Origin of the sequence: Gordonia hirsuta DSM 44140 = NBRC 16056, assembly GCF_000333015.1 — a bacterium.
Classification (GTDB): domain Bacteria; phylum Actinomycetota; class Actinomycetes; order Mycobacteriales; family Mycobacteriaceae; genus Gordonia; species Gordonia hirsuta.
The window spans coordinates 34,997-51,463 of record NZ_BANT01000002.1 but is presented as its reverse complement, the minus strand read 5'-3'; the positions used below and the strand labels follow the sequence as shown (position 1 = coordinate 51,463).

The window sequence follows — 16,467 nt, the reverse complement described above, 5'->3', positions numbered from 1 at the left end:
AGTTACCCCGAAATCTTGATTCCCGACGTGGTGCCCCAGAACACCAGCGTCATGATCAGGTTGGCGAAGACGATCGTGATGATCGCCAGGCGGATCGCGTGGCCGGCAGCGACGCCGACCCCTTCGGGTCCGCCCGAGGCGAAGTATCCGTAGTAGCACTGAATAAATGTGGTCAGCAGCACAAAGACGATGACCTTCAGGAATGAGAAGAAGACATCCGAGGTCAGCATGAACTGCTGGAAGTAGTGCAGATAGGTTCCCGCGCCCTGACCACTCTGCAGCTGGAACATCACCTGCGCGGCGACGTAGTTGGCGGCCAGCGACACCGCGTACAGCGGGATGATCGAGAGCACGGCCGCCGCCATGCGGGTGGTCACCAGGTACGGCAGCGGGCGGATGGCGATGGCCTCGAGGGCATCGATCTCCTCGCTGATCCGCATCGAGCCGAGCTGCGCGGTGAACCGGCAGCCGGACTGCGCGGTGAATGCGGTCGCTGCCAGCAGCGGGGCGATCTCGCGGGTGGTCGCGAACGCCGACAGCGCACCGGTCAGGGGAGACATGCCGAGCAGGTTCAGCGCGGTGTACCCCTCGATGCCGACGGTCGCCCCGCCCATGATGCCGAGAATCACCATGACGCCGACGGTGCCGCCGCCGACGACGATCGCACCGTTGCCCCAGGCCACATCGGCGAGCAGCCGCCACACTTCCTTCTGGTAGTGCCGGAACGTGATCGGTGCCAGTCCGATGGACTTGGCCAGGAAGGTGATTAGGTGCCCCATCGACACGACACCGTCACGCGGAACGGTCCACAGCTTCTTCAGCCACTCCAGCGGCCGCAGGGCCGGCGGGATATACCGGGAGGCGGTCACGTCACACCACCTTCGCTGGGACGACGAGGGCGAAGACCTGAGTCAGCACCACGTTGACGGTGAACAGCAGGATCACCGAGTTGACCACCGCGGCATTCACCGAGTTGGCCACACCCGCCGGCCCGCCGCTGGTCGACAGCCCGCGGTCGCAGGCCACGATCGCCACGATCGCGCCGAAGATCACCGCTTTGACCAGCGCGAAAATCAGGTCCGGCGGGCCGGCGAAGGACGCGAACGTGCCGGTGTAACTACCGGGCGTGCCGCCCTGCATGTAGACGTTGAACAGGTAGCCGGTGATGAAGCCGACGAAGCAGACGAAGCCGCACAGGAGGAAGCTCACGACCATCGTGGCCAGCAGGCGCGGCGAGATCAGCCGCTCGACCGGATTGACGCCCATCACCTTCATCGCGTCGATCTCGTCGCGAATGGTCCGCGAGCCCAGGTCCGCGGCGATCGCCGAGCCGATGGCTCCGGCCATGATCAGCGCCGTCACCAGGGGCGCGCCCTGGCGGATCACGCCCAGACCGGTAGCCGCACCGGCGAACGAGGTCGCACCTATCTGCCCGGCGATGTTGGAGACCTGGATCGAGACGATGACGCCGATCGGGATGGCCACCAGCAGGGTGGGAAAGACCGAGGTCGAGGTCATGAAAGCGCACTGCCGGATGAACTCGGCGAACGGGAACCGTCCCTTGACCAGGTCCTTGATGAGGACCTTGAAGACTTCGACGAACATGGCGAGCTGGCGTCCGAAGGTCTCGAACGACTTGGTGATGTGATCGTGCCACCACTTACCCACACCGGAGTCGGACCAGCGTCGCCGCGTCCGGGTTGTCGCCAGGCCGGCGTCGACCGCGTCTGTACTCACTCCCCCGCCTTCACTCGTCGTCTCGTCATCGTCTTCGTCCGGGCGTCATCTGCACCTGGATCGGTGAGTGCACGCGGTGCGCGGTTGCGCGTCCCCCGGCCTTCCTGACCCGTCGGTAGCAATATACGTCACAGGGTTCCAGATATGTGTCGACCCTCACGAATCGGCACGAACCGGCCCGTAGCGGGCCGCGGTCCGCTAGTCGGCCGTCGCTGCCACAAGCGCCGCAGCAGGACTACCTGACCCGATGACCAGGGACAACGGGGGAAGATCCGTCACGATGCGGTCCCGCTCAGCACTTCCAGCAGGGCCGGCAGCGCCGTCGACGCCGGGGCGCGCCAGACCAGATCGGCGGCCTCGCTCAGATCGGTCCGGTTCGGATTGATCTCGGCCACCGTCGCCCCGTGCTCGCGAGCCACCTGCGGCAGTCCTGCGGCCGGATAGACGATCCCGGACGTCCCGACGACCAACATCAGATCGCAGTTCTCGGCATGGTCGACGGCCCGGGCGAATTCGTCCGCCGGCAGGTGCTCGCCGAACCAGACCACGCCCGGCCGGATCCGTCCGCCGCACACGCAGCGCTCGGGCTCCAGGTGCTCGGTCTGCGGGTCCACCGCCGGCACCGGATACGGGAGGCGGCAAGTGTCGCAGAAGGTCTCTGCCAGCCGCCCGTGCAGGTGCACCACCCGCTCGCTGCCGCCGCGTTCGTGAAGGTCGTCGACGTTCTGGGTCACCACGTCGACCCGGCGATGACGACCGAGTGCGGCGATGGCCCGGTGGCCCGGATTGGGCTCGACAGCCGCGAGCTGGAAGCGGCGTCGCTGATACCAGGCCCACACCAGCGCCGGATCGGCGTCCCAGGCCTCCGGCGTCGCGAGCCTGCTCACGTCGTAGCGGGACCACAGTCCCGTCTCCTCGTCCCGGAACGTCGGCAGACCGCTTTCGGCGGACATCCCGGCCCCGGTGAACACGACGATCCGCTCGGCAGCCCGGACGGCGGCCAGCAGATCCGCAGGCACGCTGGAGATGTCGGCGCCGGCGAGCTCGGTCATCGTGCACTCCCCTCCCTGTCGCGTCCCCGTTCTCGCGTCGGGGCGCACATGGCGTGCATCGAGGATGACACAACGCCGGGCTCGTGCGATCAGCAGCCGGTCAGGTGAGGTACTCGTAGGCGGCAGTGCCCGGCTCCAGCAACTCCACGTCCAATCGGGAGCGGCGCATCCGGTCCATCAGAGCATCGAAGGTCCATCGGTCGCCCAATTCCACACCCACCAACGCCGCCCCGGTTTCCCTATTATTGCGTTTGACGTACTCGAACAGGGTGATGTCGTCGTCGGGCCCCAGGACCTCGTCGAGGAACCGGCGCAGCGCACCCGGTTCCTGGGGGAAGTTCACCAGGAAGTAATGCTTGAGCCCCCGATGCACCAGGGACCGTTCGATGATCTCGCCGTATCGGGAGACGTCGTTGTTTCCGCCGGACACCAGGGCTACCACCTTGGCATCGGCGGGCAGGTCGAGTTCGGCCAAGGCGGTGGCGGCCAACGCTCCCGCGGGCTCGGCGATGATCCCCTCGTTCTGGTAGAGCTCGAGCATCGTCGAACAGATCGCACCCTCGTCGACGTGGGTGACGGTGACCGAACCCGGAGACAGCTCGATCTGGTCTCGACCGATCACCGGGACCTGCGGGTCGTCGGTGATCTGGACGAATACCGGGTGGTCGACCACGCGCGCGCCCGCTGCGGCCATGACGCTGTGCCCCAGGGTGCCGATCCGCTTGACTGCTGCTCCGTCGACGAAGTGATCGATCTCGTCGAGGGTGTACGGTTCGCCGGCCACCAGCGCAGCGCTCAGCGAGACGGCTCCGGCCGGTTCCACACCGACGATCGCCACCTGGGGGCAGGCCTGACGCAGGTAGGTGACTATTCCGGCCAGGCAGCCGCCACCGCCGACCGGCAGGACCACCACATCGGGGGCTTGCCCGAGTTGTTCGACGATCTCGAGTCCGATGGTGCCCTGTCCCGATGCGGTGCGCGGATCGTCGAAGGCGTGAATCCAGGTGGCCCCGGTGCGCAGGACATCGGTCTGCGCCGCCGAGGCGGCCGCATCGTAGGTGTCGCCGACTGCCAGCAACTCCACGAACTCCTTGCCGTGCCAGGAGATGCGGTCGCACTTCTGTTTCGGCGTGGTGGTCGGCACGTAGATGCGCCCGGGCACACCCATCGCACGACAGGCGTAGGCCACACCCTGCGCATGGTTTCCGGCACTGGCAGCGACCACTCCAGCGGCCAGCTCCTCCTCACTCAACTGCGCCATCACGTTGTAGGCGCCGCGGATCTTGTACGACCGCACCGACTGCAGATCTTCCCGCTTGAGGTAGACATCGGCACCGGTCGCCTCCGACAGGCGCGGACATGCTTCCAGCGGGGTGCGCGAAACGACGCCGTCGAGCCGCCCGGCGGACTCCTCAATGGTCGCCAGAGAAAGGCCGGGAACGACGATGTGCTCAGCTGCGGGCGTGGTGGTCACGCCCTCCATGGTCCCACCGGCCGCTCAGCGCCGCGCGCTGACCCCACCACACGGTCAACACCACGACGGCGCTGGCCCACATCGCCGTCACACCGGGGCCGCCGAACGCCAGCACCGTCACCACGGTGAGCAGTCCTGCCAGAACGGCGTAGGCCTTGTAGGCCGGCCACGGCACCCCGAAGACATCGACGGTCGCCGGGCGAAGCCGATGACGGGCGAAAGTCTCATTCAGGGCGGTCATGCCTTCACTATACCCCCGTCCGAGGGAAATGTTTCGGTGACCCGAATCATTCTCGTCCGGGTCCCGGTGTCACGCCAGCCGCGAGTCGCTCTGCGTGATCAGTGCAGCACCGGAGGTGACCGATCGGAGCTGATCGCAGAGGGCGTCGGCGTCGGCTGCGGGCACCTCGACGCGGTAGTCAACGCCGTCGGCGGTGTAGTCGACGGTCTGGACGTCACCGGCCGCATGCAGGACCGGGGCGACGCGACCGGCCTCGTGCACCGGAATGTGCAGGGTGATCCGGCGGACCAGGCGGGCCGGCCGCAAGGGTGCGGCCTCCAGCGCTGCTGCGGCGGTCCCGCCGTAGGCGCGGATGAGTCCTCCGGTACCCAGTTGAATGCCGCCGTAGTAGCGGACGACGACGATCCCGGCGTCGACCACGCCGCGTGCCGCCAGCGCTGCCAGGATCGGCGGACCGGCTGTTCCCGCCGGCTCGCCGTCGTCGCCGGATCGGGTGACCTGCCCGGTGCCAGAGCCGAGCACAACCGCCCAGCAGGCGTGCGAGGCCGCCGCAGCATCGGCGATCTCGCGGCGGTGTTTGCGGAACTCTTCTTCGTCTCCGACGCTCATCACGGTAGCGACGAAGCGCGACTTCTTCACGGTCCGGCTCGCCACGATCGGTCCGCCGGATCGATCCAGAACCAGCAACTGTCTTCGCCCCCGGACGCCTCAGCCCAGACAGCTCGGCCCGAGCAGTGCCTTCAGGTCACCCATGAGCGCCGACGACGGCGTCACCCGAAGTGCATCGGTCAGCCGTAGCCGGGTCTGATTGCGTTCACTGATCAGCGTGACGTGCACATCCGAGTTACCCGGATGGCGGCTGAGGACCTGTTTGAGCTCACTCACATTCGACGGTGTGCACAACCGGGCCGCCAGAGTCAGGTTGAGCGGACGGGTGGTCCCGACAGCCGACAGGTCCGGCACTGCCAGATCGTTGGCGCTGATCATGTTGCGGTCGTCGCGCTTGCTCACCCGGGCCCGCACCAACACGATACTGTCGACCACCAGGTCCATCCCGTAGGCGAGATACGCGCGGGGGAAGAAGTTGACCTCCACCCCACCGACCATGTCCTCGACGGTCACCGACGCCCAGGGTTCGCCCTTCTTGTTCACTCGGCGGGTGACCGAGGAGATGATGCCACCGATGGTGATCTGGGCGTTGTCGGGCACCTGATCCTCGAGCAGTTGGGTGATCGAGGTGTCGGTCTGCGCTGCCAGCGCGTGCTCCACACCGGCCAGCGGATGACCGGAGACATACAGGCCCAGCATGTCGCGCTCGAGTGCGAGCTGGTGCTTGGAGTCCCACTGTTCCTCAGGCACCTTGACTGCGAAGACCTCGGCGACCGACTCATCGGCCCCGCCCATGTCCCCGAACAGGTCGAACTGCCCCATCGCCTCGGCCTTCTTGGTGCCTACCACCGAGTCGACGGCATCGGCGTGCACCAGGAACAGTCCCTTGCGCGGATGGTTCAGCGAGTCGAAGGCGCCGGCCTTGATCAGCGATTCGGTGACCTTCTTGTTGCAGGCGGTCACATCGATCTTGGACAGATAGTCCGAGAAGCCGGCGAAGGCACCCTTCTCCTCGCGGGCGGCGATGATCGAGGCCACCACGCCGGTCCCGACGTTGCGGATGGCCGCCAGCCCGAAACGGATGTCCTCGCCGACGGCGGCGAAGTCGGCGCGCGAGGCGTTGACGTCCGGCGGCAGCACGGTGATGCCCATCTTGCGGCAGTCAGCCAGATAGATCGCCGACTTGTCCTTGTCGTCACCCACGGAGGTGAGCAGACCCGCCATGTACTCGGCCGGATAATTCGCTTTGAGGTAGGCGGTCCAGAACGACACCAAGCCGTAGCCGGCGGCGTGCGACTTGTTGAAGGCGTACCCGGCGAACGGCAGCACCGTGTCCCACAGCGCGGTGATCGCGCCCTGGGAGAAGCCGTTCTTCTTCATCCCTTCAGCGAAGCCGCCGTAGGCCTCGTCGAGGATCTCCTTCTTCTTCTTGCCCATCGCCCGGCGCAGCAGATCGGCCTCGCCGAGACTGTAGCCGGCCACCTTCCGCGCGATCGCCATGATCTGCTCCTGGTAGACGATCAGGCCGTAGGTCTCGGCGAGGATCTCCGCCAGCGGTTCCTCCAGCTCCGGGTGGATCGGCTTGATCTCTTCCAGGCCGTTCTTCCGGCGCGCGTAGGAGTGGTGCGCCCCGACGTCCATCGGGCCCGGCCGGTACAGCGCGAGAACCGCGACGATGTCCTCGAAACCGGTGGGCTGCATCATCTTCAGCAGCTCACGCATACCGGCACCGTCGAGCTGGAACACGCCCAGGGTGTCGCCGCGGGCCAGCAGTTCGTAGGTCGCGGGGTCCTCCAGCGCCAGCTTGTCCAGATTCAGGTCTTCGCCGCGGTTGGCCTTGATGTTGTCGATCGCGTCACCGATGACGGTGAGGTTGCGCAATCCCAGGAAGTCCATCTTCAGCAGGCCGATGGCCTCGCACGACGGATAGTCCCAGCCGGTGATGATCGCGCCGTCCTGGGCACGTTTCCACACCGGAATCGCATCGGTGAGCGGATCGCACGACATGATCACCGCGCAGGCGTGCACGCCGGCGTTGCGGATCAGTCCCTCCAGACCCAGGGCGGTGTCATAGATCTTCTTGACGTCCGGATCGGTCTCGATCAGGGTCCGGACCTCGGTGGCCTCGGCATAGCGTTCGTCCGACGGATCGGTGATGCCGGCGACGGTGATGTCTTTGGCGGCCACCGGCGGCGGCAGCGCTTTGGCGATCCGGTCGGCGATGGCATAACCCGGCTGACCGAACTGGACGCGCGCGGAGTCCTTGATGGCCGCCTTGGTCTTAATGGTGCCGAAGGTGATCACCTGGGCGACCTTGTCCTCGCCCCACTTCTCGGTGGCATAGCGCACCATCTCGCCGCGGCGGCGGTCGTCGAAGTCGATATCGATATCGGGCATCGAGACGCGCTCGGGGTTGAGGAACCGCTCGAACAGCAGCCCGTGCGGGATCGGGTCGATATTGGTGATCCCCAGTGCCCAGGCGACCAGTGAGCCGGCCGCCGAGCCACGACCGGGGCCGACCCGGATACCGACCTTGAGGGCGTGGGCGATCAGGTCGCCGACCACCAGGAAGTAGGCCGGAAAGCCCATCTCGTTGATGACCTGCAACTCGAAGGCGGCCCGCTCGATATAAGCATCGGGCACCGGGCCGTTTTCGAAGCGGCGCACCAGTCCCTGGTTAACCTCGCGCTCGAGCCAGGTCTCCTGGGTGTACCCCTCGGGCACCGGGAAGATCGGCATCCGGTCGCGGTGCGTGAAGACCTCGGCATAGGACTCGACGCGCTCGCCGATCTCGACGGTGTTGTCGCATCCGTCGGGCGCCACGTGGTCCCACAGCGCCCGCATCTCTTCGGCGGACTTGAGGTAGTAGCCGTCGCCGTCGAACTTGAACCGGGTGGGATCCGACAGCGTCTTACCGGTCTGCACGCACAGCAGCGCCTCATGCGCGGCGGCGTGGTCCCGGGTGACGTAGTGGCAGTCGTTGGTGACCAGCGGTTTGATACCGAGTTTGCGGCCGATGTCGAGCAGTCCGCCGCGCACGCGCTGCTCGATCTCCAGCCCGTGCTCCATCAGTTCCAGGTAGAAATTGTCCTTGCCGAAGATGTCCTGCCACTTGGCGGCGGCTTCGAGCGCTTCGGCCTCCTGCCCCAGCCGCAGCCGGGTCTGCACCTCGCCGGAGGGACAGCCGGTGGTGGCGATGATGCCCGAGGCGTGCTGGGCGATCAGCTCGGCATCCATGCGCGACCACTTGCCGAGCTGGCCTTCGATGGAGGCCAGCGACGAGAGCCGGAACAGGTTGCGCAGTCCCTCCGCATTCTCGGCGACCATCGTCATGTGCGTATAGGCACCCGAACCGGAGACGTCGTCGCTCTTCTGATCGCGGCTGCCCCACAGCACCCGCTTGGTGTTGAACCGGGAGTCCGGGGCGATATACGCCTCGATGCCGATGATCGGTTTGATGTCGTGCTTACGCGCGGTGTTGTAGAACTCACTGGCGCCGAACATGTTGCCGTGGTCGGTCATGCCGATCGCGGTCATCCCGAGCCGCTCGGCCTCGGCGAACAGTGGCGAGACCTTCGCCGCACCATCGAGCATCGAGTACTCGGTGTGATTGTGCAGGTGAACGAAGGATCCAGACACTTGAGCACTCTCCTACCCGACGAATGACGATCCCCGAGGGCTCGGTCCGAACCCAGGGAACGACTCCACTGTATGCCGCCCCTGCGACAAGTCCGATCCGGCTCGCCCGCCTGTGACAGAAGGGGACCGCAGTGACCGGGTGGGCCGGTGTCAGGCGTGTCGCAGGACGTCCAGGGCGTGACGCAGGTCGTCCGGGTAAGGCGCGGTGAACTCGACCCGGCGGCCGTCTGCGGGATGGGCGAAGGCCAGTGTCCGTGCATGCAGCCACTGGCGGTCCAGACCGAGCCGGGCGGCCAGCATGGGGTCGGCCCCGTAAGTCGGATCACCGACGCACGGGTGATGCAGCGCCGAGAAGTGCACCCGGATCTGATGGGTGCGGCCGGTCTCCAGGTCCACATCGATCAGCGAGGCCGCGGCGAACATCTCCACCGTCTCGTAGTGGGTCACCGACTCCTTGCCGTTGGCGGTGACCGCGAAGCGCCAGTCCGCCCCCGGATGCCGCCCGATCGGCGCGTCGATGGTGCCTTCCGGCGGATCCAGGTGCCCCTGCACCACCGCGTGGTAGACCTTCTCGACCTCGCGCTGTTTGAAGGCGCGTTTGAGCAGCGTGTAGGCGTGCTCGGAGGCCGCGACCACCATCACCCCGGAGGTGCCCACATCCAGCCGGGAGACGATGCCCTGCCGTTCGGCGGCCCCGGAGGTGGAGATCCGGAAACCGGCCGCCGCCAGCGCCCCGACCACCGTCGGGCCGGTCCAGCCCTGCGAGGGGTGGGCCGCCACCCCCGGCGGCTTGTTCACCACGATGATGTCGGAGTCGTGGTAGATCACCTCGAGGTCTTCGACCGGGGTCGGCTCCACGCGCAGCGGCTGCTGCGGCTCGGGCAGCGTCACCTCCAGCCAGGTGCCGGCCCGCAACTTGTGCGATTTGGCCACCGGGGTTCCGTCGACGGTCACATCACCGTCGTCGGCGAGCGCGGCGGCCACTGTCCGCGACAGCCCCAGCAGGCGCGCCATTGCGGCGTCTACGCGCATTCCGTCCAGCCCGTCGGGCACCGGCATGGCCCGCGAGTCACGCATCCCGGTTCCCGTCGCCGTCGGTGCTCACATCGTCGTTCGTCCCCTGCGAGGCCGAAGCGGTGTGCCGGGCCGCCCAGCCCGACCGGGTTCCGTCGTAGTCGTAACCCAGCAGGGTCAGCACCACCAGCAGAACCGCTCCGCAGACGACGGCCGAGTCGGCGACGTTGAACACCGGCCACCAGCCGACGGAGACGAAGTCGACGACGTGACCGCGCAGGGGGCCCGGCTCCCGGAACATCCGGTCGGTCAGGTTCCCCAGCGCGCCGCCGAGCACCAGACCCAGTCCGATCGCCCAGCCCGGCGATCGCAGCCGCCGGCTGAACCGGATGATCACCCCCACCACGACCAGCGCGATGAGCGTGAGCACCCAGGTGTAGCCGGTGGCCATGGAGAAGGCGGCACCGCTGTTGCGGACCAGATGCAGGGTGACCGTATCGCCGATGATCGACACCGGCTCGCCCGGATCCAGGTGGCGCACCGCCAGGGTCTTGGTCGCCAGATCTGCCAGGTAGGCGACGACGGCGATCACGATCAGCCCGAGCAGCAGCGCGCGCGAACCGGTCGCCGACGTACTCGGCGGCTGCACCTGGGGGTCTGCGGTACCGGCGGCTCCGTTCCCGGTATCGGGCGGTCCGGCGTCGTCGGGCCGGGGTTCCCCGGGTGCGGCGTCGATCATGGTCTCGATTGTCCACAATCGCCGTCGTGGCGCACACATCGACCCCGGTCACCGCGCGCATGCGGGGGGCGCTCGGCCGCTGTGGACCGCGCACTAGGGTTGAGCTCGTGCCCGTTCCTCGAGTCCGACTTCCCCGTGCCGCCGCCGGCCTGCTGCCGCTGTCGGCCGCGATCGTGCTGACGCTGACCGGCTGCTCCACCGACCAGTCCCCCGCCGCCGATCCGGCGCGCGGCTGCGAGTCGCGGTCGAGCGTGCGGGCCGATGACGTCCGTCCGATCGATCTGGCGCTGCCACAGGTGACGGTCACCGCCCCCGGGGACGGTCAGTTGCAGGTACCGGCGGTCGCGCCCCGCACCGACACTCCGCAGCGCGTCACGGTGTCGACCGCGTCCCGGGAGACCTCGGTGATCGGCACCGACACGGACCCGCCGACCACCAACGTCGAAGAGGTCTCGTCGGCGCTGATCGTGCGGGCCGTCTGCGACGATCCGACCAACGCCGAATTCACCTTCGGCGAGGTCACGTCCCCAGATACCGCGCTGGATCTGGCGACGTTCGACGGCGCCACCGGCGGTGTCAGCTACTCGCCCGGGCTGGCGGCCAACTCCCTGCGGATCTTTCCTCCCGCCGACGCCGGGGACCCGGCCAGCCGTGCGGTGGAGCAGTCGCTGCTCAACGCGATGGCGCACAGCATCCCGCTGCCCACCGAACCGATCGGCGCCGGAGCACGCTGGCGTGTCGAGCGCACCATCACCGCCGCGACCCGTGTGCGTCAGACGATCGAGGCCACGCTCAAGTCGTGGGAGGGTGACCGCCTGACCCTGGAGATCATTCTCGAGGAGAATCCGGTCGATCCGACCTTCCGTATCCCCGGAATGTCGTCGACCCTGGACATCACCCGGTACAGCAACTCCGGTACCGGTACCGTCACCGTCGATCTGCGGAGCTTCTTCCCAGTCGACGGGTCGCTGACCCTGACCGGCGCCCGCGAACTGGTCGGCGCCGATCCGAACCGGCCGATCCTTCAGCACACCTCGTTCGCGCTGGCCTGGCAGCCGACCCGCTGACCCGGGCGCGCTCGATGCGAAACGGCGGGCCGGTGAAGATCTCCACCAGCCCGCCGTCTGGTCGTCAGTGCCCGGCGCGCGTCACTTGGACGGCGTAGCGGCGCTGCTCTTGGGGGTGGCCTTGCTCGAGGAGGCCGCACTCTTCTTCGTCGACTTGCCCGACGGCGCGGCCGACTGGTCCTCGCAGAGCGGAGTCTCCACATCGCCCTGAGCCAGCAGCGGGCACACGGTCTGCTTCGACAGCTTCCAGCGGCCGTCGTCGTAGACGATCGAGGCGGCGATCGGCGTAGGCGCGTTGCCCGGCAGCGTTACCATCACGTTGAAGTTCGCGCGCTTGGGGCCGTTGCTCTTGATCGGCTTCTTGATCTCGTAGGTGACGTCCGGGTTCTCCTTCTTCAGCTTCACCAGCTGATTGAAGAGAGACGGATCGACCTCAGAGCCCTCGACCAGGTCGGTCTTGTCCTTAGCCGGCACCTTGGGGTCCAGCGCGGTCTGCAGCATCTCGTTGAGGACCTCGACCGTGGGGCGCTTCTTGGGGTCGGTGACCTGTGCTTCGTAGCTGGAATCGCCGGAGGCTTCGGAGGAGGAGGCGGCGCTGGTGGCCTTGGCCACAGTCGGAACGGGCACACTGTCGTCGCTGCCGCAGGCTGCGGTCAGGCTCAGGACGGCTGCGGCACCGCCGATCACCACAAACTTGCGAAACTTCACCGAATCAAACCTCCATGAGAATCTGCTCGGCCATCCGGTCTGACCCCGAGCTCTCAACCACTATGCCAAAGAATTCTGAGGGCGCCCACAGGTTCCCTACCGTCCCAACTGCCACTTCGGCCCCGCCCTCGCGCCGATGACCTGCGCGCATTCCTTTTCACAAAGTGGAAGAATCGAACCATGAACACTCGCCAGGTAGTGATGATCACCACCGGCGGCACCGCCGCCTCCCGCACTACACAAGACGGGGCAGTTCCGGTGCTGACCGGCGCAGATCTGCTTCCGCCGGATCTCGACCACGTCTCGGTCCAGGTGGTCGACCTGCTCAACCTCGACTCCTCGGCGATGACGGTGCGCGACCAATTCGCCGTCTGCGTCGCGATCGCCGAAGCCCTCGACAACGACGACGTCGACGGTGTGGTGGTCACCCACGGCACCGACACGCTCGAAGAGACCGCTTTTCTGGCCGACGTCTTCGCCGTCGATCCGCGCCCGGTGGTCTTCACCGGCGCGCAGTACCCCAGCGACGACCCGATGGCCGACGGACCGGCAAACATCGCGGCGGCTCTGACCCTCGCCGCTGCCGAGGACAATCGCGGCAACGGCGTCCAGGTGGCCCTTGGCGGGCGCGTCCTCCCGGCGCGCGGAGTCTTCAAGCTCTCCACCACCGCGCTGGAAGCCTTCGACAGCGTGAACGAGAATCTGCCGCGGCCACTGGTCGCCGAGACCGTCCCGGGCGGACTGCCCGCCCGCGTGGATCTGCTGGCGCTGTACCCGGGCGTCTCTCCGGGCCTGATCGCCGCCGCGATCGCACAGCGTGCGGCCGGCATCGTGCTGTCGGCGACCGGTTCGGGAAACACCCATCCCGACATCACCGCCGAAGTGGCCCAGGCCCATCGGCGCAACGTGCCTGTCGTGGTGTCCACGCGGGTGCCCTACGGCGAGGTCGAGGCGACCTACGGCGGCGGTGGCGGTGGCATCGATCTGGTCCGTGCCGGAGCGATCTTCTCCCCGTGGCTGCGGGCGCCACAGGTCCGGATGGCTCTCATCGCACTGCTGTCCACCGGCGCCTCACGTTCGGAGATCGAGGACTTCTTCGCGGCGTCCCAGCCCTCCTGACCGCACTCTGACGGGCCGGCCGCCAGCAGCGCGGCCGGCCGCCGCTCATCACGCTAGTCCTGCGCGCGCGCAGCATCCAGATCCCAGGCCAGGCTGTCCAGCGGATCGGCTCTGCGCAGCCGTTCCTCGGGTACCCGGAAGGTGACTGCGCGGCCCGGTCCGGTCGCCCGCGTCTCGAAACGCACGGTGACGAAGCCGTGGCCGCCGCCCTGGACCCAGCCGTGCCCGTGATCGGGGTGGGCGACATCGGCTCCGGTCGGCCACTGCTGCGACCCGTCGTCGTGCCGCACCGCTGTGGCAGCGGGCTCACCGGTCACCGACTGCCCGACCTTGGGAGTCGTGATCACCGGCCCGGTCGACGAACCACCGAACTCGTGCAGATCCGGGAAGAGGCTGACCTGTTCGATATCGGAGAGCCCCGCGTATCCGACGCCGACCAGCCGGATCGGCCCCACCTCCAGCGGATCGAGCACCACCCGCTGCGCGGCGGCGGTGAGCACCTCCAGGTCGGCGCTGGCCGCTGGCATCGTCGTCGAACGGGTCAGGATCGACATGTCCGCGCGCCGCAGTTTGACCACGACGGTGCGGGCACTGCGCCCGTCCTTGACGAGCCGCCGGTGCGCATCGGCGGCCGCCCCGCTGACGGCGGCCCGCAGACCCGGCATATCGATGATGTCGACCGCGAAGGTGGACTCGGCGCTGATGGACTTGGCTTCGGCACGTTCGGCGACGGGGCGCTCGTCGATTCCCTTCGCCAGCAGATGCAGCGCCGGACCCGTGGTGGCACCGAGTACCGAAATCACCTCCGAAGGCGCCAGCGCCGCGAAGTCGCCGATCGTCTCCACCCCGAGGCGAGCGAGCCGATCTCCGGAGACCGGACCGATCCCCCACAGCCTGCGAACCGGCAGCCGATGCAGAAAGGCCAGTTCGCCGCTCGGCGGGATCACCGCGATGCCGTCCGGCTTGGCCTGATCGGAGGCGATCTTTGCGATCTGCTTGCCCGACCCGAAGCCCACCGAGGCCGGGAGTCCGATCTCGGCACGGATCGCCGCCCGCAGGCGGCGGGCGAAGTCGTGCGCATCGGCGACAGAGCCTCCCACCAGCTCGGCCGGCTCGGCGAAGGCCTCATCGAACGAGAGCGTCTCGATCACCGGCGCAAACCGCCGGACGACGGTGAAGACCCGTTCACTGACGACGCGGTAGACCGTCCCGCGCGGGGGCATCACCACCGCGGCCGGACCCACCAGCCGGCGGGCCTGGTGCATCGGCATGGCCGAATGGGCACCGAAGGCGCGCGCCGCATACGAGGCTCCGGCCACCACTCCACGCCCCCCGGCCCCGCCGACCAGCACCGGACGTCCGGCCAGTGTCGGACGCGTCAGCTCCTCGACGGAGGCGAAGAAGGCGTCCATATCGATGTGCATCACCCAGCGCGCACTCGTTTCAGCCGGGTCGATGTCCACGCCGTCGATCGTATCGGCGCCCTGCAGATCGGCCCGGCTCAGTCCGCTGCCGACGTCACCTCGAACACCGGCAGGACCCCCAGATACCGCCGCAACGTCTCCTCATCCGATCGAGGCGTCAATCCTGCCGGCAGCAAGGAGCCGACCTCCCAGCCCCAGCGTGCAAGGTAATCGGCGACCACGGTCAGTTTGTGGTCGTCGTCTCCCAATTCGGACAGGACGACGTCCTCGGTGTGCCGACCGCGTCGCAGTTGCCCGCGCGGGTCGATCCGGACGTTGCGGACCCAGTCGGTGACCCCGCGCGGGGCCACCAGGTAGCGGCGCTCCCCTACTGTCAGCGGGTTCACCGGGATGCGATGCGCATTGCCGCTCGAACGTCCGGTGACGGTGAGCGTGCGCGCCCCGGCCAGTCCGACGCCGCGGTCGGCGAGCCACCGGACCGTGGCATTGAGGGCGCGCTGCCCGCCGGTCACCGGCGTGCGATGAGCGGCCGTGGGCGCAGCGTCGCCGGTGGGGGGATTCGGGGGATGGTCATCGTTCTCCAATCAGTGAGCAGTGCTCTCCTTTCACAGGATGCCGGACTTCGCCCGACAATGCAAGAGCAGTGCTCTCCCTTGCCGTCGACCTCACCCCGGAACCCGGCACGGACGTGCGAGAATCGGCCCATGACCACACCCCGCGCCCGCCGACGCCAGGAGCTAGACCGAGAGATCCTGCGCCTGGGCCGGGCACAACTCGCCGACGTCGGGGCCGCTTCCCTCTCCGTCCGGGCCATCGCCCGCGAGCTCGGCCTGGCCTCCTCGGCGGTCTACCGCTACGTCGCCAGCCGCGATGAGCTGCTCACACGCCTGGTGGTCGCCGCATACGACGATCTCGCCGATCAGGTGGCCGCCGCCGTCACCGCAAATCCGGGGCCGCCGGCCGCCGAACTACGCACCGCCCTGCAGGCCTTCCGCGCCTGGGCGCTGGCACATTCCGCCGAGTTCAGCTTGCTCTACGGCAGCCCCGTCCCCGACTACCACGCGCCGCCCGAACGCACCAGCGCTCCCGGCACCCGGGTGATCGGTCAGCTCCTGGGACTACTCGGCGAAGCCTTCACCGCACACCCGACGGCGCCGTCCCGGGTCAACCCGTCGCCACCCGCTCGACTGCAACACGAGCTGCAATCGACCGCCGAGGAATTCGGCGCCGCGCTCGACGACGCCGGCATGGTCGCCGCGATCTCGCTGTGGTGCTGGCTGATCGGCGCCGTCGGCCAGGAGGTGACCGGCGGTTTCGGTCCGGAGACGTTCGACGACCCCGCCGCACTGTTCGATATGCAGCTGCAGCACCAATTGGCAGTTCTGAATCTTCAGCAGTTCTGAATCTTCAGCGATTCTGAACCTTCAGAAGTCCTCGACCTGCGAGTCGCCGTGTGCGGCGCACCATTCGGCCAGCCGCGGATCAGCGCTGACGATCCTGCCCATCTCCTCACCGCCACTGCAGGTCAGCAGGGCGATCGTCGACTCCCCGCCGCGCCTGCTCACCAGCCGGAAGAGCGCGCCGGAGTCCACCCAGCGTTGCAGGCGCTCCAGATCGTCGGACATACCCCTTACGCTAGCGGGA

The 16,467-nt window shown here is 67.8% G+C and carries 16 protein-coding genes; 3 read left to right on the top strand and 13 right to left on the bottom strand.

What is annotated here, in order from left to right; translation table 11 throughout:
- Positions 1-2 precede the first annotated feature (2 nt).
- From GOHSU_RS00390 to lspA, 9 genes are all read right to left on the bottom strand, one after another.
- Positions 3-869, bottom strand: coding sequence for an ABC transporter permease (locus GOHSU_RS00390; RefSeq protein WP_005935119.1), 867 nt, complete (start codon positions 867-869; stop codon positions 3-5).
- A gap of 1 nt (position 870) precedes the next feature.
- Entirely contained in the window at positions 871-1,668 is a 798-nt protein-coding gene (locus tag GOHSU_RS00385) for an MlaE family ABC transporter permease (RefSeq protein WP_024332660.1), read from the bottom strand.
- A 344-nt stretch (positions 1,669-2,012) separates the two neighbouring features.
- Complete coding sequence (locus tag GOHSU_RS00380; protein ID WP_024332659.1) at positions 2,013-2,765, bottom strand: SIR2 family NAD-dependent protein deacylase; 753 nt, start codon at positions 2,763-2,765, stop codon at positions 2,013-2,015.
- Positions 2,766-2,889: 124 nt separating this feature from the next.
- Positions 2,890-4,272, bottom strand: a complete 1,383-nt coding sequence (gene ilvA / locus GOHSU_RS00375) for a threonine ammonia-lyase IlvA (protein ID WP_005935114.1) — start codon at positions 4,270-4,272, stop codon at positions 2,890-2,892.
- Entirely contained in the window at positions 4,241-4,504 is a 264-nt protein-coding gene (locus GOHSU_RS00370) for a hypothetical protein (protein ID WP_005935112.1), read from the bottom strand. Before GOHSU_RS00370 ends, ilvA begins: the two co-directional genes overlap by 32 nt.
- A gap of 69 nt (positions 4,505-4,573) precedes the next feature.
- Positions 4,574-5,143 (bottom strand): IMPACT family protein, encoded by a 570-nt coding sequence (locus GOHSU_RS00365; RefSeq protein WP_245551659.1) that lies wholly within the window; start codon positions 5,141-5,143, stop codon positions 4,574-4,576.
- Between the two features lie 69 nt (positions 5,144-5,212).
- Positions 5,213-8,752 (bottom strand): DNA polymerase III subunit alpha, encoded by a 3,540-nt coding sequence (dnaE, locus tag GOHSU_RS00360; RefSeq protein WP_005935109.1) that lies wholly within the window; start codon positions 8,750-8,752, stop codon positions 5,213-5,215.
- Between the two features lie 150 nt (positions 8,753-8,902).
- Complete coding sequence (locus tag GOHSU_RS00355) at positions 8,903-9,829, bottom strand: RluA family pseudouridine synthase (RefSeq protein WP_005935108.1); 927 nt, start codon at positions 9,827-9,829, stop codon at positions 8,903-8,905.
- Entirely contained in the window at positions 9,822-10,505 is a 684-nt protein-coding gene (gene lspA, locus GOHSU_RS00350; RefSeq protein ID WP_005935107.1) for a signal peptidase II, read from the bottom strand. The genes GOHSU_RS00355 and lspA overlap by 8 nt, the downstream gene beginning before the upstream one ends.
- A 107-nt stretch (positions 10,506-10,612) precedes the next feature.
- Between lspA and GOHSU_RS00345 the strand changes: the two genes are divergently transcribed.
- Positions 10,613-11,572, top strand: coding sequence for a hypothetical protein (locus GOHSU_RS00345; RefSeq protein ID WP_005935106.1), 960 nt, complete (start codon positions 10,613-10,615; stop codon positions 11,570-11,572).
- Between the two features lie 81 nt (positions 11,573-11,653).
- Here GOHSU_RS00345 and GOHSU_RS00340 read toward each other — a convergent pair whose 3' ends face one another.
- Positions 11,654-12,280, bottom strand: coding sequence for a WKL family lipoprotein (locus GOHSU_RS00340; RefSeq protein ID WP_005935105.1), 627 nt, complete (start codon positions 12,278-12,280; stop codon positions 11,654-11,656).
- Positions 12,281-12,460: 180 nt separating this feature from the next.
- Here GOHSU_RS00340 and GOHSU_RS00335 point away from each other — a divergent pair, with 180 nt between their 5' ends.
- A complete protein-coding gene (locus GOHSU_RS00335; RefSeq protein ID WP_005935104.1) occupies positions 12,461-13,399 on the top strand; it encodes an asparaginase domain-containing protein in 939 nt (312 codons plus the stop codon).
- A gap of 53 nt (positions 13,400-13,452) precedes the next feature.
- Here the strand turns inward: GOHSU_RS00335 and GOHSU_RS00330 are convergent, their stop codons facing one another.
- Positions 13,453-14,823 carry a DNA polymerase IV gene (locus tag GOHSU_RS00330; RefSeq protein WP_051139496.1) on the bottom strand — a complete coding sequence of 457 codons (1,371 nt, stop codon included), beginning with the start codon at positions 14,821-14,823 and terminating at the stop codon, positions 13,453-13,455.
- 77 nt (positions 14,824-14,900) lie between these two features.
- On the bottom strand, positions 14,901-15,335 hold the full coding sequence (locus GOHSU_RS00325) for a nitroreductase/quinone reductase family protein (protein ID WP_005935102.1): 435 nt from the start codon (positions 15,333-15,335) through the stop codon (positions 14,901-14,903).
- A 192-nt stretch (positions 15,336-15,527) separates the two neighbouring features.
- On the opposite strand from GOHSU_RS00325, the gene GOHSU_RS00320 reads away from it, so the two are divergent.
- Positions 15,528-16,226 carry a TetR/AcrR family transcriptional regulator gene (locus GOHSU_RS00320; RefSeq protein WP_005935101.1) on the top strand — a complete coding sequence of 233 codons (699 nt, stop codon included), beginning with the start codon at positions 15,528-15,530 and terminating at the stop codon, positions 16,224-16,226.
- Positions 16,227-16,247: 21 nt separating this feature from the next.
- Here the strand turns inward: GOHSU_RS00320 and GOHSU_RS00315 are convergent, their stop codons facing one another.
- Positions 16,248-16,448 (bottom strand): hypothetical protein, encoded by a 201-nt coding sequence (locus GOHSU_RS00315; RefSeq protein ID WP_005935100.1) that lies wholly within the window; start codon positions 16,446-16,448, stop codon positions 16,248-16,250.
- Positions 16,449-16,467 lie beyond the last annotated feature (19 nt).

Bases quoted from the DNA above. Each gene is read 5' to 3' on its own strand.
- GOHSU_RS00335 (WP_005935104.1), top strand. From the start codon at position 12,461: ATGAACACTCGCCAGGTAGTGATGATCACCACCGGCGGCACCGCCGCC.
- GOHSU_RS00330 (WP_051139496.1), bottom strand. From the start codon at position 14,823: ATGCACATCGATATGGACGCCTTCTTCGCCTCCGTCGAGGAGCTGACG.
- GOHSU_RS00320 (WP_005935101.1), top strand. From the start codon at position 15,528: ATGACCACACCCCGCGCCCGCCGACGCCAGGAGCTAGACCGAGAGATC.
- GOHSU_RS00315 (WP_005935100.1), bottom strand. From the start codon at position 16,448: ATGTCCGACGATCTGGAGCGCCTGCAACGCTGGGTGGACTCCGGCGCG.
- GOHSU_RS00355 (WP_005935108.1), bottom strand. From the start codon at position 9,829: ATGCGTGACTCGCGGGCCATGCCGGTGCCCGACGGGCTGGACGGAATG.
- lspA (WP_005935107.1), bottom strand. From the start codon at position 10,505: ATGATCGACGCCGCACCCGGGGAACCCCGGCCCGACGACGCCGGACCG.
- GOHSU_RS00370 (WP_005935112.1), bottom strand. From the start codon at position 4,504: ATGACCGCCCTGAATGAGACTTTCGCCCGTCATCGGCTTCGCCCGGCG.
- ilvA (WP_005935114.1), bottom strand. From the start codon at position 4,272: ATGGAGGGCGTGACCACCACGCCCGCAGCTGAGCACATCGTCGTTCCC.